Here is a 15,242-nt window from a genome sequence, read left to right on the forward strand (position 1 = left end):
GCATTAAATAATGCGGTTAAAATTCTAAAAGATTGATAATCAGCTACTATTAAGCAATCATCTCTGCATATTTTTCCTTGAACATTCTATGACGCTGAATGAGATGTTCAGACAAATATCGAGAATCCTGATCAATACCTAGGAAACGTCCTGATCCCCAGGTATATAACCATGGTAAGCCGATAAAGCTGACATCTGGATCCATCGTGATACCGCGATCATGTTTTGGATAACCACTAGCTTCAAATATACCCAGATCAATCCACGAGTAATCCGGTCTAAAACCGATACACCAAATGATTGAGGTAATATTTTCTTCAGCTAAGTTAACTTCTGTTTGTTCTGCTTTGGGTTGCCAAACTGGCGTATAGACACTGGCAGGCTCAGCCGTTTCAATCGCATTTTGCTCAATATAGGCATCAATTGAAGCATTAATACGGTTGTAAGTGGCATCTGCATTATCCAGGTTTTGTACCAGATTTGGCTGGAATTTAAGTGAACCATTCTCGTAATCAGAAAAACGTCCGAATAATTGCATACCTTCCAGTGCAAATTTACGTAGATCGATATCCCGACCACCATCCCGACCAGTTACATAATGGTTGGTACTATTACGTACTTCTTCACTATAGCGATGGTCCTTAACATTGGTTTCGTAATAGCCCATATCGAACAGCCATTTCACCACATCCTTGTCACGATAAAAACGTGCACAACGTGGTGCATCACCAATAGACAGATAGACTTTTTTACCTGCTAAATGTAGATCCTCCGCAATCTGTGCGCCTGACTGACCAGACCCGACAACCAGTACATTCCCTTCGGGCAGTTGCGCAGGATTAAGGTACTGCTCGGAATGAATGGTATAGAACTGTTGGGGTAATTCAGAGCTGAGTTTTGGGTAAATTGGCGTGTGATAACCACCGGCTGCCACCACCACCTGATTGGCTGTGGTTTTACCTTGGCTGGTTTGAATCTCAAAATGTTGCTCTGCAATTTTATGCACCTGTTGTACCGTAATATTAAGCACCGCAGGTGGATTGAGCTTCTCAATAAAACCATCCAGATAGTCGACAATTTCATCCCGCTTCATAAAACCATCCGGTTCATTGCCGTGGTAGGGATGGTCAGGCAATAAACACTGCCAGTTTGGCGTGACCAAAGTAAAATTGTCCCAACGTTTTTTACGCCAGCTATGGGTTAGACAGTCTTCTTTTTCCAAGACTACATGATCGATATTAGCCTGTTTAAGATAATGGCTGACTGAAAGACCAGCCTGCCCGCCACCGACAATAACGACATCATAATGTGATTTTAAGTGTGTTGACTGAAACATGATGATTTCCTCTAGTCGATGTTATAAATGTCAGTAATCTCAATCGTATCTTCAGGCTTCAAGGAAAATGACTCTGCCTGTTCCTGAATACGGTTGAGCGTATCCATCGCTGAACTACAGGCAAAACCATAACGCGCACGTACTCGTTCTGAAGCAGCATGTAGGGCTTGATCAGCCTGGTTTAAAAATTCCTGCCCAGCCCATTGCTGACCTTTCTGAAAATATTCATAAACAATGGTGCTTGGTGAATAGAAATTACTGCTTTGACCATTTGGCCATTTCACCGTGAAATTTACGCTTGGCATAAGCTGAGCTCCCGTTGTCTAAAATTGTGTTGATATCTTTGAAAATCTTGAATCTGTTCTGCATAGCACAGGCCAGTAAAAAGCTGCTGTTGAAAATCCCAGAATTCAGCTTTTGACCCTTGATTAGAAACAGTGACTTTGCCTGAAGCATTCACCTGTCCAATGACTGCACAATGCAGATCCTGTGCAGCAAACAGTTCAATAATCTCTTCACATTCTTCATCGTCAGCAGTCAGTAAGAAGCCATAGCTTGGGAAGATTTGTAGCCAGTGCTGCCATTCAACATCTTTCGGTTTCGCAATCTGATCAAGCTGAATAACTGCACCACAGCCGGAGGCTTCCAGCAACATCAATAGGCTGCCAAGAATGCCGGCATTGCTGATATCACGTGCTGCATAAACCAATCCCTGTTCGGCTAGTTGCGGAAGGATTTCGAGCTCTGCCTGTAACTGGTCACCATCCACACCTTCAAAGCATTTCCAGTAAGTGGTATTTGGATGGAACTTACCTTTCAGGTTTAGCACCAACAATATGTTTTGCTGTGGTTGCACATGCATGACTGATAAAAGTTGTTTTGCCTCACCCTGAATGGCAACTGAAAGTCCTGGCTGAAAATTGGGATCAATATGGGTATGTCCACCCACCAATGGCACGCCATAGTGCTGACAAGCCGCCTGCATTCCCTGAACCAAAGCTTGTGCTTGCTCAGCACTTCGATGCCAGAAGCTGTTGACAACAGAGGTAGCTCGGCCTCCCATCGCTGCAATATCACTGATATTGGCCATGACCGCTGACCAGCCAGCAAAATAGGGATGATATTCGACGAAGCTGGGAATCATGCCTTCACAGGCATGTAGCATATAGCCATGTTCTGTTGCAATTGCAGCGGTATCATCTCCCGGCAGAACATAGAGATCTGCTATCTTTTCAATGTTTGGCTGGGCGATTTTAATCCCTTTCCCAATATTCATTTTGGCCTGCATCGCTGGTATCTGTCTGAGGTAGCCGAGCAGCCGTTCAAGTTCTGACTGATTCATTTATACCTCCTGCAGTGTATAGGACTGCTGCATGTAAGCCTGACTGATATTGCTCAATGGGTAATCTGCAAGATCTGCCTGCATCAGCACATGTGGAATATTGGCAACCTGAATGTTTTTCTCGCTATGCCAGTGCAGCTTCTGGAAATACGCTTCATTTTGTTGCTGTACCGTCGCGAGAAAACGCTGGCATCCCAGATTTTTTGCAGTTGAAACCGCCGCATTGATTAAGGCTTTGCCAATAGCGCGATGGTGACGATATAAGGGATCAACACAGAGTCGGCCACCCCACCAGGTCTGTTTACCTTCAGGGAAAATCCGGACTGCACCAATGACCCGATCCGGTTCACCAAACATCTGACCAATTGCTACAATACCGAATGCTTTGAAATCGTATTCATCCCGGTCTTCTTTCAGGATCTGCTGTTCATCACGAAAGGTTGCTTCACGAAGACGGTAATACTGGCGACGTTCCCAATCTTCGCTGACAATTTTGATCACGATATCCGCGCTGATAAATTCATCAGCCAGATAATGCTTGAGTTGCTGGTTAACTGCCTGCAACCATGGGTTTTGTGAAAGATCATCATCTAAATACATAGCGATCTCTCCTATTCATAAGCTTTGAGTGATGAGCAGGCACCACATTTGGCACATCCCGCCTGGGTGTCTTCAGACTTCAATTTATGCTGTTTCAGCTGTGCACCGATTTCTGGATAGAGCGCCTGCATAAACTCTGGTTCTGGTTTTGAATGATGCTCCAGTGGCGTGCCATGAATCGGCACAAATGGAACGACAAATGGATAGACGCCGATTTCAGTCAATTGGGCCGTCATTTCAAGAATTTCTTCTTTTGTATCTCCAAGTCCAGCCAGAATATAGGTACTGACCTGACCGCGGCCAAATACCTCGACTGCAGCCTTAAAAGCAGCAAAATATTTATCCAGTGAGACCTCAGCTTTGCCCGGCATGATCTTGTGTCGTACCCGATCACTGACGGCTTCCAAGTGCATCCCGATGGATACAGCTCCTGCATTTTTTAACTTTGCAAACCAGCTAAAATCATCAGGTGGTTCACATTGCACCTGAATCGGTAAATCGACTGCTGCACGAATGGCAGTGACTGAATCAAATAAAATCTCGGCACCACGGTCAGGCGTGTTTGGTGTTCCAGTCGTCAGGATCATTTGAGTAATCCCATCTAGCTCAACTGCGGCTTTAGCCACTTCTGCCAGCTGTTCAGGACGTTTGCGGATTAATGTCCGGCCATCTTGTAAAGACTGATCAATCGAACAGAACTGGCAAGCCGTTGACTTGTCATTCATACGAATACAGTGCTGCAAAACAGTGGTTGCCAGAACATTATGACTATGCAGGGTAGCAATCTGTTCATAAGTAATACCATCTGCGGTTTTCAGCTCATAAAACTTTGGACGTTTCGGTGCAGTTAGCGTAGCTACCGGTATCTTGTTCTTAAAGATAATTACGTTGTCCGATTCTTTGTCCTGCTGTGCGGTATAAGGAGAATTCTGGGCTGTAAGATTCAGCACGGGAATCATCATGGTCTGTCCATTCAGACTCAGGGCTTTATGGTCGCTTGGCCCAGCTCCACCTTTACGGGCCAGACCAACCTCACCTTCCCATTTCAGGCCATTGCATTGCAAGTCACTGAGTAATTCAACTGCTAACATGGCGACACTCCTTACACTTGAAATTAATTCATTTTCAAATTTAACTTCTACGCTTTACTCAGTTGCTCTTCTGTTAGCACGGTAAAGTTGCTGATTTTTTCTTGTGTTGTTGATTGAGATTCTGGATATTCATGTAAAACCTGGGTTTTGCGACGATCAATCAACAGGCTCAGTAATTCAGGGCGACTGTAATGTCCAACGGAATCCATCATGCGCTTGCGTTTATCGATCAAGCTAAAGTCCAAATCAGCAATCACATAGCCCTCACCTTCCGTTAAAGGTGCAGCTAAAAATTTGCCTTCAGGTGAAACAATCGCAGTAAAGCAGCCACCTGAGATTGGACCTTTTTCACAGCCGGTGTCCTGCATAATCTGTTGTTGCTGTTCCGGTGTCAGCCATGCGGTGGCATTCACCACAAAACAACCTGATTCCAGCGCATGATGCTGAATGGTTGCTGATATCTGGTCGGCAAAAACTTGTCCGACCAATGATCCAGGGAACATAGCCGCATGGATCTGTTCGCCATCAGCCATAAGCGCAAAACGTGCCAATGGGTTGTAATGCTCCCAACAAGCCAATGAACCAATTCGTCCAACAGCCGAATCAATCGCACATAAACCACTGCCATCACCCTGCCCCCAAACCATACGTTCATGATAGGTCGGCGTAATTTTGCGACGATGCTGAATGATGCTGCCATCCGTATCAAATAGCAGTTGGGCGTTATAAATTGTGCCCCCCACACGTTCGTTGACCCCAATTGAAACCACCATTTGCGCCGCACGGCATGCCGCACCAATTAGGTCAGTAGCCTCTGAAGGTACAACTACAGATTCATGCAAAAGCTTGAGATGCTCTTTACCCATCGCAAACGGAGGCTGAACAAAGGAAAAATAAGGGTAATAAGGCACCACAGTCTCAGGAAAAACTGCAAATTGCACACCTTGCTGTCCCAACTCAGTAATCAGGTCACAGACCTTTTTTACGGTACCTGCCTGACTATAAAGAACTGGACTACACTGTACGGCTGCAGCTTTTACGATTCTACTCATGGTTTACTCCCTTATTTTTCCAAGATTTGAATTACACTGTCCAAGTATCGATAATTAATGCATTGTCACGACGCATGAGCAGTTTAAGATCCATCACATCTAATGGATTGATGGCACGAATACCAGGAATGAGTGCTTTTTCAGTCTGACCATATAGCGCCTGAAGAGCAAAACGGCAGGCATAGACTTCACCACCTTCTTCCATGAATGCTTTGATCTGATTATTGACTGCCAGATGTCCTGGAAATGCTTCAGCGCCTAAAGTCGGGAAACCACGTTGTACCCCTAATTGCACACCTGGACCGTATAGCAGGATTTTGGTTTCGAAGCCTTTACGTAATAAGCGTTTAGCCTGTAACACATTAACCAAACCAATCGAACCTTCAAAAGCCACTGTATGGAATGTTACTAATGCTTTTTCGCCGGGCTGTGCTTTGACATCCTCAAATACCTTTTCTTCATAGTCGACCAGGAAGTCGCCATCTTTATATTGTTCGATATCTACTTTTGGCATAATGCGCTCCGATAAGATGAGTTAAACAACCTTGATTGGTTTGTCTTAGTTATTGCATAAGCTGTGCCAAGTTAAGAAAATTGCTATAATGTATTTTTTAAATCATTGTTTTTATTTGATAATCATGTTTTTCTCTGTTTAATGGTGTTCAGATAAAAACTTTTTACAATTATGAAATTTCGTATTACTATGATTTTTCATAGCTATATCTACGAAATTTCATATCATGGCAGCTGACTTTATTTCTGGTTGGGCAAATTCTGAAGATTCTTTAAGACCTTTAACTTTTGAGCATGCCGCGCAGGCATTAATGGTGATTGATCCGAAAGAGAATCGTTTTATTGATTTCAATATTGCGGCGGCCCGTATGCTACGTTACGAACGCCATGAATTACTGAATAAATCGGTCACTTCAATTTTTGGTCACTTTACCCAACTACCCTATCTGATTGCTTTTACCGAGGAAACGCTGAATAAAGGTCAGGCCTGGAATAATGAAATTTATGCCTTTGACTGGAACGGAGAGAAAATCCAGCTGGATGTACAAGCGACCCATTTGCCCTATCAACAACATGACTATATGATCTGGTCGCTTGTTGATGTCAAAGATCTAGAGCTACGCCAATTTAATAAAAATGCAGACAAAGCCATACGTTCTGGCTTAATGGAATGGCAAGCACTACAAGAACTGTTTATTGATTCAGACACTGGTAAACATTTGCTACTTAGTGCTGTTGGCGATGGAATTTATAGTATTAATCATCAAGGGTTATGCACCTTTATTAATCCAGTCGGTGCCAGAATGCTTGGGCTGAAACCCGAAGATGTTATTGGCAAGAATATTCATCAGATTCACCACCATACCCATGAAGATGGTCGTCATTATCCTGTTGAGCAATGCCCAATTTATGCTGCGGTACATGATGGTGTGGTACATGAGGGTATTCAAGAAATATTTTGGCGGGTAGATGGTAGTTATTTCCCAGTTGAATTTACCAGTACGCCTGTGATCCGTGATAGTAAGATTATTGGTGCAGTGGTGGTATTCCGCGACATTTCCGAACGATTAAATACTGAAGCCAAACTTACCCAGGCCTTAAATGAACTGCAAAACCTTAAAAGCCGCCTAGAACAACAAAATGAATATTTGCAGGAAGAAATCCTGCAGGACAACCAGTATCATGAGATTGTCGGGAATAGCAGCTCTATCCGAGAAATTATTGAAAAGATCAAGGTTGTTGCTCAAACAGATGCAAACGTAATGGTTTATGGCGAGTCAGGTACAGGTAAGGAATTGATTGCCCGTGCGATTCATCAGTCCAGCCACCGTAAGCAGCAACCCTTAATTCGGGCGAACTGTGCCGCTATTCCAGCCGAGCTATTTGAAAGTGAATTTTTTGGCCATGTCAAAGGCGCATTTACTGGAGCGGTTCGTGATCGTGCAGGACGCTTTGAACTAGCAGATCAAGGAACATTATTCCTGGATGAAATTGGTGAACTTCCACTAGAACTACAAAGTAAGTTACTTCGTGTATTGCAGGAAGGTACCTTTGAACGAGTTGGTGAGGAGCGGACTCGCAAAGTGAATGTGCGGATTATTGCCGCGACCAATCGCAATCTTAAAGAAGAAGTCAAACAAAAGCATTTTCGTGAGGATCTCTATTTTCGCCTGAATGTATTTCCAATTTTCTCGCCTGCACTACGTGAACGTAAAGAAGACATTCCTCTTCTGGTCAGCCATTTTAGCAAGCTGATCTGTGAACAGCGTAAAGTACCCTACCTTTCTTTTAGCCAGAAACATATCCAAGAATTGCAACGTTATAACTGGCCCGGCAATATCCGTGAATTACAGAATGTATTGGAACGTGCCATGATTACTGCTCGTCATGGTGCTGTGTCATTCCAGTATTTATTGGAACAGGATCAGCCTGTTTCTCAGACAAAGGAAACTAATGTAATCGCTAAGCATAGGACCCCAGATATTCTTACACTTGATGATCTTAAACAATTAGAAATTGAAAACCTAAAACGTGCTGTCCAGCATTGTGAAGGAAAAATATTTGGTGAGGATGGTGCTGCTCAATTGCTTGGAATTAATCCGACGACCTTAATTTCAAGATTAAAAAAATTTGGGATTAGCTATTAGTTTTTTACTTAGAGTGAGGATTTTATAAATAATAGATATTGTATCTTGGAGCTTGTAGTGATTAGCTTCCACTATATGCAAATTGTAGAGTTTGTAATAGACCTAAGACTTTTAGTCTGTGTAAGAGATAAAACCTACAATTTGCCCTAACCACTTGCACAACTCTGGACGGTAACTAAGCACTTTGATGCTGCATTCACAAGAAAAGACGGTGGTTATGCTAAAACAATAATTGAATAATTAAAGCAGGTAAAGATTATGTTTTATCCTGATATTGATGTTGCTAAAGCGCTTTGTTGCACAAAAACCTACCACTATGATTTTATTAATTTATTTTTTATTAAAATTTTCAAAAACCCCTAAAAAATCAGTATCTTGCAAAATATTTATGCAACAAAGCCCGTTAAATCATAAAAGTTATTTTATTCAAATACTGAAACCGGATTTGAACTTAAGTGCTCAGCGATTGATTGATTGATTGATTGATTGATTGATTGATTGAAATAGTATTTACCATGAGCAAAAAACACAAGACGTATACGGCAGAATTTAAAGCTGAAGCAATAAAAGCTATTGAGGAAAATAAAGGTAATGTTTCCGAAACAGCACGACAACTCGGTATTTCCATGAAAACTTATCAAATTGATCTTTGTACACGACAAAAAAAGATAACTCATTGAAATAATGGCATAATACTTGTTTTCTGACGACGAATATGATGACACATTTCAATGAGTTACATCTCATCTTAAACAAATATCTAAAGTGGAACAAGTCACATGCAAAATGTTTTACACTGATTATGCTTGCATTAATTGTAAAACAGACATGTAATCTTTCTTCTGCATCTAAAGCCTTACCCATCAAGTGCTTACCACAATCATTTTATCGACGTATACAACGCTTCTTTGCAGGTCAGTATTTCGATTATCGTCAAATTTCTCAGTTAATTTTCAATATATTTTCATTTGATAAAGTCCAATTAACTTTGGATAGAACTAATTGGAAATGGGGAAAACGAGATATCAATATCTTGATGTTAGCCATCGTCTATCGTGGAATAGCGATACCTATTGTTTGGACATTGCTCAATAAACGTGGAAATTCAGATACAAAAGAGCGTATTGCTTTGATTCAACGCTTTATCTCCATTTTTGGTAAAGATCGTATTGTGAATGTGTTTGCAGACAGAGAATTTATCGGTGAGAAATGGTTTACATGGTTAATTGAAAATGACATTAACTTCTGTATACGTGTTAAAAAAACTTTATTGTGACCAATCACTTAGCCAAGAATCATAAAATTAGTGATTTATTTCGTCATCTTCAAGTTGGTCAAACTGAATGTCGTAAACGACGTATTTGGGTTGGTCGAGTGAAACTGTATATTAGTGCGCTACGATTAGAAGATGGAGAACTTTTACTTGTTGTTTCTCCTATGTTTAATGCTTCTGCTATTCGTGATTATGCATTACGCTGGGAAATCGAAACGTTATTTAGTTGTCTCAAAGGACGTGGATTCAATCTTGAAAATACTCGTTTAACAGACCCTAGACGAGTCAAAAAATTGATAGCAGTGCTAGCTATCGGTTTCTGTTGGTGCTATTTAACAGGTGAATGGCAACATGATCGAAAAAAAGCGATAAAAATAAAGAAGCATGGACGACTTTCAGTAAGTTTATTTCGCTACGGTTTGGACTATGTTCAAATGGCTATTCTACGTTTGATTGGTTTTGGAAAAAAAGAAGAATTTAAGAAAGTGCTAGCAATTTTAAGAAAGAAAAAGCCTGATAGGACAAGGGTCCTATGAAATTTGTCGTGTACAGAGCAAATTGATACAAGAAAGCAAAGGTTGGGACATTAGCAGGAACACAACAATATTTGTCCGATCTCGTTGCTCTACTCGAAGAAAACAAGAAACTCAATTATTTTTTGGGGGATTACCATGTGGCCTGTTTTTTCAGCACACATCAATAATACAGTGTCGCGGAATGCTAATCTGCCCAATTATATAAACAAAATTCTTCAGTGGCTTGAGCCAGCTTTCTTATCCCCTCATCAATTTTATCTGCACTGATTGAACCAAACCCTAAACGAAGGAAATGTTTGTGTTTGTTATCATCTAAAAAGAAAGACTGCCCCGATTCAATGAATACCCCTAAATTTGCTGCATAATGAGACAAAACTGCAGTATCAATTTCTGCTGAGGTATCAATCCAACATGCTGAACCACCATTCAAAGCGTACGATTCCCAAGTCGGAAGATATTGTTTTAAAGCTTTATTGAGTATTTCACCTCGTTGGCGGTGCAACTGATACTGACGGCGCAACATGCTATGGTAATAGCCTTGATCGATAAACAAAGCAAAAACACGTTGATTAAAAACATTTGGATGTCGCAACATCAGACGGCGTAAATGTCGAAGTTCTTGTATTAATTCGGGTGCAGCAACGATATATCCTAGACGTAATCCTGGTGCCAATGGCTTAGACAGACTTCCAAGATAAATGACTCGCCCATGTCGATCTAAACTTTTTAACGCGGGTATCGTCGTATTTTGCACCAACACTTGAGCGTCATATTCATCTTCAATAATAATGCTGTCGTTTTGTTCTGCTAACTGCAATAAATTTTGTCGGCGCTGTGGTGACATTGTTACACCTGTTGGACATTGCCGTCCTGGCGTAACAAATAAATAATCGCACTCGCTTGCTCTAGTTAAAGTTACCCCCTCATGATCTACAGCTAAAGGAACAATATTCTGAGTTTGTAGCATAAATATATTACGTGCATCTGGATAACCAGGTTCCTCAACACCGATCACATGATTCTGCCGCATTAACAACGTTGCCAACATATATAAGCCATGCTGGCTTCCCACAGTCAGTAAGATTTCATTCTCTTGAGCCATGATGCCTCTCGTAGGCAAAATATGCTGACGGATTGCATTAATGAGATAGGCGTCGTCCCCCTGTTGAGTCATATCTCGTGACCATATTGAGGCATCTTTTGCAGATAAGGCACGTAATGCACATTCCCGCCAAGCTGAAGCAGGAAAGCTTTCCGCATCAGGTTGACCATAAATAAAGGGATAAGAATAATTCATCCAATCACTTGGTTTCGTCAAATGCCTTTGTGCTGAAGGTCGTATACAAAAGCGAGCCCCCCAAGTCGTCGCTTTTGACGTAGTACGAATGGTTTTTCTCTCACTACTATCAATCTGGAAATTTAAACAGACAAAATGTCCACTCCGCTGTTTAGATTCTAAAATTCGCTCAGCAACCAATTGTTGATACGCAATGGTGACCGTATTTCTTCCAACACCTAGTTGATCAGCTAAATCACGGCTAGAAGGTACAGCCATACCTGGCTTTAAATAACCCTGTACCAAAGCCGAAAACATCATACGACAGATTCTGCCCTGTAAATTCAAACCACTTTTTGCAGTATTAGAAAATAATGCCTGCCAAACTGTAGCTGAAATCGCTGTATTCACTACTCAATCCTTATATCTGTGCATTACTGCGATCCATTTTGATGCGTCCCAAATCAAACTGGTGCAAAGTTCATAGTTTCAGCCCATCTTTAAGTTAAAACTGGACTTACTCAATATAAAGCAAAAGGTATTCCACTCTTCAATATTTAAATTAAATCTATTAAAACAATAATTTAAGTTAATTTATTACTGGCTCCATCAAAACTCCAAATCTGGTACTACGCCATTTTTCACTATTTCCGTAAATTCAATTCAACAGCTAAATAAACCTTATTTTGGAGCAATACAAATGCAGCAAGCACAATTAATCCAACTACTTACAGATTTTTCTACAGCATGGAATCAACATGATGTCGAACAACTCATGGCATGCATGCATCCAGATTGCCGTTTTGAAACTGTAGCTGGTGAGGATGTTCATGGAACCCGAATTGAAGGCTTAGATGCTGTTCGTCAAGCATTTAGCAATACCTTCAAAAGTTTTCCAGATGCTCAGTGGCGAAACGGTAAACACTGGATCAGTGATAACGCTGAATTTGGTATTTCAGAAACAACCTTTACTGCGACAACTGCTGATGGTGGCTGGATTGAAGCCAATATGGTTGATGTCTTTACATTTAAAGATGGAAAAATTCTCGTCAAAAATGCATTCCGTAAAAATAGACCTGTTCAAGCAATCGCGTAAGGAGTCATTCAATGAATCAATCTGTCCAACATGTACGTTCATTTCGCGAACACTTAGAACTGCATAAATCTATACCGCCACATAGTTTTAAAAGTTACGACGCACAGTTTGACCCATTAACCTCTCCTGTCTTACAGGGAAATGAAAATTATGCACCAACTTATTGGGTCGGCACAGCAGGTACACCACCTGAAGATGATGGTCCATTAATGGGTGACACCGAAGCGGACATCGTGATTATTGGTGGAGGATTCACTGGGTTATCTACAGCACTAACACTAGCTGAACAATTTGGTGCTGCCCCACTTGTCCTTGAAGCAAACCGTACAGCGTGGGGCTGTACTAGCCGTAACGGTGGGCAAGGTCAAAATGCCTCAGGTCGTTTGTACCGATCCCAATGGATTGAAAAATGGGGATTAGACACCGCCAAACGTCTTGATGCTGAAATTCGGGAAGGTTTTGATTACTTCAAAGACCTTGTGAGCGGCATTGAATGTGATGCTCAAGATGGTGGACATCTTTATATTGCTCATCGCGCAAAAAAAATGGCTTTCCTCGAAAATGAAGGCCGAGTCATGAAAGAAGTGTTTGGCTATCAAACTCGTATGTTGAGCCGTGAACAACTACATGAGGAATATGTTGCGGATCAGGAAGCTGCAGGTGCTTTGTTGGAACCCGATGGAGTTGGCGTACACCCATTAAAATTAGCTTTTGGCTATTTAAAACGTGCCCGTGCTGCTGGTGCCAAAGTACACACTTCAAGTCCGGTACTTGGATGGGAAACGCACAATGGCATCCATTATTTACGTACTCCAAATGGTATTGTCAAAGCAAAACGTGTGGCGGTTGCAACAGGTGGCTATACGCCTAACGGCTTACACCCTCATCTTTCTGGAAAAATCATGCCGATTTTATCCAACTCTATTGTGACGCGCCCTTTAACAGAAGCGGAACGTGCTGAGGCAGGCTTACACAGCACCACATTTATTACGGATACTCGAACTTTACGTCACTATTATCGCCTACTCCCTGATGGATCCATGCAATGTGGCAGTAGAAGTTCCTTAACCGGTGCAGATGCAGATAATCCAGTCCATCTCGAACGTTTAAAAGAAGGGCTTTATCGCAAATTTCCAAGCCTACGTGGCATACCTATTGCTTATTCTTGGTGGGGTTGGGTCGATGTGAGTCATGACATGATGCCTCGTATCGTACAACCCAACCCTGAGGAAAGCATTTATTACGCTATTGGTTATGGTGGTAATGGTGTGTCTTTCTCCGCGATGGCAGGACTCCGTCTCGCGGAACGAGTGATGGGAATACACCGCCCTCAATTTGAGCTTCCGATTTATCAATCCCCTTTGCCTTCACATCTGTTTCGACCATTCCGTCGACTCGGGCAAGCATTGTTATATCGCTGGTACCACTTAAGAGATGAAGTGCTTTAAGCACACATTCAGTCATCTGTAATGATTCGGTTATAAAAATATAAGAGGGAATCCATCATGTATGATTCAGATTCAAATCAAAGTTTAAAAAGTGCTTTAAAACCTCGTCATGTCCAAATGATGGCACTTGGCGGTGTTATTGGAATGGGACTATTTGTAGGTAGTTCAGTAGTGATTCAAGCTGCGGGTCCAGCCGCAATTTTGTCCTTTCTGATTACGGGTGTGTTGATTATTTTAGTGATGCGAATGCTTGGTGAACTTGCAACCGCCTCTCCTGTATCAGGCTCCTTCTATGCATATGCACGCCATGCTTTCCAAGATTCACCTTATTTATCTCGACTCGCAGGCTTCATGACGGGATGGATGTATTGGTATTTCTGGGTCATCGTGATTGCATTAGAAGCGATTGTCGGTGCAAAACTATTTGCTTATTGGTTACCTGATACACCACAATGGATCGTCAGTCTAGTTTTACTCGCCCTATTAACAGCAACGAACTTATTCTCAGTCAAATCCTTTGGTGAATTCGAGTTTTGGTTCTCATCTATTAAAGTTGCTGCGATTGGTCTTTTCATTTTCCTTTGCACTTTATATATGTTCGGACTTTGGCCAAACCATCAAGCTGCTGGATTTGGTGAATTGTTAAATCATGGTGGTTTTATGCCAAATGGTTGGGGACCAGTTTTATCTGGGGCTGTTGCCGCAACTGGATTTTACTTTGGTGCTGAGATCGTTACGATTGCTGCTGCAGAAACCAAAGACCCCGAAAAATCTGTTGCCAAAGCAACTCAATCTGTAATTTCACGTGTACTTATTTTCTATGTTTGCTCAATTTTATTAGTGGTATGTATCGTCCCTTGGAATAGTCCAGAAATTGCGACGCCTTATGTAAGTGCATTAAAAGTTCTTAATATTCCGTTTGTTGCAGACATTATGAATGTCGTAATTCTCGTAGCGGTGCTTAGTTGCTTAAATTCTGGTGTTTATGCTGCGAGCCGTATGTTGTTTGCGTTAACCCAAAATGGTGATGCACCTCGTAGCTTAACTAAACTTTCAAAAAATGGCGTTCCAATTCGTGCCATCCTATTCAGCACATTGTTTGGTTATCTATCAATTCTAGCTTCATACTTCTCACCAGATGCTGTTTTCCCTTTCTTGGTCGAATCTTATGGAACTGTAGCCTTATTTGTCTATATCGTGATTGCATTCTCGCAAATCCGTTTGCGTCGCCACTTAGAGCGTGTAGCACCTGAACGTTTAAAAGTTCGTATGTGGTGTTTCCCATACCTCAGTTATTTTGCAATCATCGGCATGCTTTCCATCTTTGCTGCCATGGCTTTTATTCCTAGTCTTCAAAAAGCGTTCTGGTTCGGTATCGCAAGTGCAGGCATCCTATTCTGTATCTTCATTATTCGTGATTACATAGAGCTGATTAAATTACGTCATCAAAGTACACAACTGAGTACGCTCATCCCTGCCAAACAAACCAAAATTTAATCCTCAAACACAATGACCTGTACCAAGTACAGGTC

The 15,242-nt window shown here is 41.6% G+C and carries 13 protein-coding genes and 1 pseudogene; 6 read left to right on the plus strand and 8 right to left on the minus strand.

Annotated elements, in window-relative coordinates; all coding sequences use genetic code 11:
* Window positions 1-49: 49 nt before the first annotated feature.
* From AC4CUZ_RS13675 to AC4CUZ_RS13705, 7 genes are read right to left on the minus strand one after another with little or no spacing between them, the layout of a single operon-like run.
* On the minus strand, window positions 50-1,336 hold the full coding sequence (locus tag AC4CUZ_RS13675) for an MSMEG_0569 family flavin-dependent oxidoreductase (protein WP_490747781.1): 1,287 nt from the start codon (window positions 1,334-1,336) through the stop codon (window positions 50-52).
* Between the two features lie 11 nt (window positions 1,337-1,347).
* Window positions 1,348-1,641, minus strand: a complete 294-nt coding sequence (locus tag AC4CUZ_RS13680) for an MSMEG_0570 family nitrogen starvation response protein (RefSeq protein ID WP_004682279.1) — start codon at window positions 1,639-1,641, stop codon at window positions 1,348-1,350.
* Window positions 1,629-2,678: a sll0787 family AIR synthase-like protein gene (locus tag AC4CUZ_RS13685; RefSeq protein ID WP_004682280.1), complete on the minus strand. Its 1,050-nt coding sequence runs from the start codon at window positions 2,676-2,678 to the stop codon at window positions 1,629-1,631. The genes AC4CUZ_RS13680 and AC4CUZ_RS13685 overlap by 13 nt, the downstream gene beginning before the upstream one ends.
* On the minus strand, window positions 2,679-3,278 hold the full coding sequence (locus AC4CUZ_RS13690) for an MSMEG_0567/Sll0786 family nitrogen starvation N-acetyltransferase (RefSeq protein WP_004679570.1): 600 nt from the start codon (window positions 3,276-3,278) through the stop codon (window positions 2,679-2,681).
* 11 nt (window positions 3,279-3,289) lie between these two features.
* The gene (locus AC4CUZ_RS13695) at window positions 3,290-4,369 is read right to left on the minus strand and encodes an MSMEG_0568 family radical SAM protein (RefSeq protein ID WP_004679572.1); all 1,080 of its coding nucleotides are present in this window, start codon (window positions 4,367-4,369) and stop codon (window positions 3,290-3,292) included.
* Window positions 4,370-4,416: 47 nt separating this feature from the next.
* Complete coding sequence (locus AC4CUZ_RS13700) at window positions 4,417-5,421, minus strand: Nit6803 family nitrilase (protein ID WP_004679573.1); 1,005 nt, start codon at window positions 5,419-5,421, stop codon at window positions 4,417-4,419.
* Between the two features lie 31 nt (window positions 5,422-5,452).
* Window positions 5,453-5,935, minus strand: a complete 483-nt coding sequence (locus AC4CUZ_RS13705) for an MSMEG_0572/Sll0783 family nitrogen starvation response protein (protein ID WP_004679574.1) — start codon at window positions 5,933-5,935, stop codon at window positions 5,453-5,455.
* 226 nt (window positions 5,936-6,161) lie between these two features.
* Here AC4CUZ_RS13705 and AC4CUZ_RS13710 point away from each other — a divergent pair, with 226 nt between their 5' ends.
* The 3 genes and pseudogenes from AC4CUZ_RS13710 (at window position 6,162) to AC4CUZ_RS13720 (ending at window position 9,890) form a co-directional block, all read left to right on the plus strand.
* Window positions 6,162-8,081 carry a sigma 54-interacting transcriptional regulator gene (locus tag AC4CUZ_RS13710; RefSeq protein ID WP_490747782.1) on the plus strand — a complete coding sequence of 640 codons (1,920 nt, stop codon included), beginning with the start codon at window positions 6,162-6,164 and terminating at the stop codon, window positions 8,079-8,081.
* Between the two features lie 515 nt (window positions 8,082-8,596).
* A pseudogene (locus AC4CUZ_RS13715) lies at window positions 8,597-8,716 on the plus strand (transposase); the annotation flags it as partial.
* 83 nt (window positions 8,717-8,799) lie between these two features.
* Window positions 8,800-9,890 (plus strand): IS4-like element ISAba33 family transposase gene (locus AC4CUZ_RS13720; RefSeq protein ID WP_160124087.1). Its coding sequence is split into 2 segments (ribosomal slippage): window positions 8,800-9,340 and window positions 9,340-9,890, totalling 1,092 coding nucleotides; the frame shifts between segments, so codons are not numbered across the junction.
* Window positions 9,891-10,074: 184 nt separating this feature from the next.
* Here AC4CUZ_RS13720 and pdxR read toward each other — a convergent pair.
* A complete protein-coding gene (pdxR, locus tag AC4CUZ_RS13725) occupies window positions 10,075-11,577 on the minus strand; it encodes a MocR-like pyridoxine biosynthesis transcription factor PdxR (protein ID WP_114258590.1) in 1,503 nt (500 codons plus the stop codon).
* A gap of 289 nt (window positions 11,578-11,866) precedes the next feature.
* Here pdxR and AC4CUZ_RS13730 point away from each other — a divergent pair, with 289 nt between their 5' ends.
* From AC4CUZ_RS13730 to AC4CUZ_RS13740, 3 genes are read left to right on the plus strand one after another with little or no spacing between them, the layout of a single operon-like run.
* On the plus strand, window positions 11,867-12,262 hold the full coding sequence (locus AC4CUZ_RS13730) for a nuclear transport factor 2 family protein (protein ID WP_032037828.1): 396 nt from the start codon (window positions 11,867-11,869) through the stop codon (window positions 12,260-12,262).
* Between the two features lie 11 nt (window positions 12,263-12,273).
* Window positions 12,274-13,710, plus strand: coding sequence for an NAD(P)/FAD-dependent oxidoreductase (locus tag AC4CUZ_RS13735; protein ID WP_490747783.1), 1,437 nt, complete (start codon window positions 12,274-12,276; stop codon window positions 13,708-13,710).
* Window positions 13,711-13,767: 57 nt separating this feature from the next.
* A complete protein-coding gene (locus AC4CUZ_RS13740) occupies window positions 13,768-15,207 on the plus strand; it encodes an amino acid permease (RefSeq protein WP_114258588.1) in 1,440 nt (479 codons plus the stop codon).
* Window positions 15,208-15,242 lie beyond the last annotated feature (35 nt).

It is taken from the genome of Acinetobacter sp. 789_lipA (assembly GCF_058242845.1).

Bases quoted from the DNA above. Each gene is read 5' to 3' on its own strand.
- AC4CUZ_RS13710 (WP_490747782.1), top strand. From the start codon at position 6,162: ATGGCAGCTGACTTTATTTCTGGTTGGGCAAATTCTGAAGATTCTTTA.
- AC4CUZ_RS13690 (WP_004679570.1), bottom strand. From the start codon at position 3,278: ATGTATTTAGATGATGATCTTTCACAAAACCCATGGTTGCAGGCAGTT.
- AC4CUZ_RS13700 (WP_004679573.1), bottom strand. From the start codon at position 5,421: ATGAGTAGAATCGTAAAAGCTGCAGCCGTACAGTGTAGTCCAGTTCTT.
- AC4CUZ_RS13675 (WP_490747781.1), bottom strand. From the start codon at position 1,336: ATGTTTCAGTCAACACACTTAAAATCACATTATGATGTCGTTATTGTC.
- AC4CUZ_RS13695 (WP_004679572.1), bottom strand. From the start codon at position 4,369: ATGTTAGCAGTTGAATTACTCAGTGACTTGCAATGCAATGGCCTGAAA.
- AC4CUZ_RS13730 (WP_032037828.1), top strand. From the start codon at position 11,867: ATGCAGCAAGCACAATTAATCCAACTACTTACAGATTTTTCTACAGCA.
- AC4CUZ_RS13735 (WP_490747783.1), top strand. From the start codon at position 12,274: ATGAATCAATCTGTCCAACATGTACGTTCATTTCGCGAACACTTAGAA.
- AC4CUZ_RS13680 (WP_004682279.1), bottom strand. From the start codon at position 1,641: ATGCCAAGCGTAAATTTCACGGTGAAATGGCCAAATGGTCAAAGCAGT.
- AC4CUZ_RS13705 (WP_004679574.1), bottom strand. From the start codon at position 5,935: ATGCCAAAAGTAGATATCGAACAATATAAAGATGGCGACTTCCTGGTC.
- AC4CUZ_RS13685 (WP_004682280.1), bottom strand. From the start codon at position 2,678: ATGAATCAGTCAGAACTTGAACGGCTGCTCGGCTACCTCAGACAGATA.
- AC4CUZ_RS13740 (WP_114258588.1), top strand. From the start codon at position 13,768: ATGTATGATTCAGATTCAAATCAAAGTTTAAAAAGTGCTTTAAAACCT.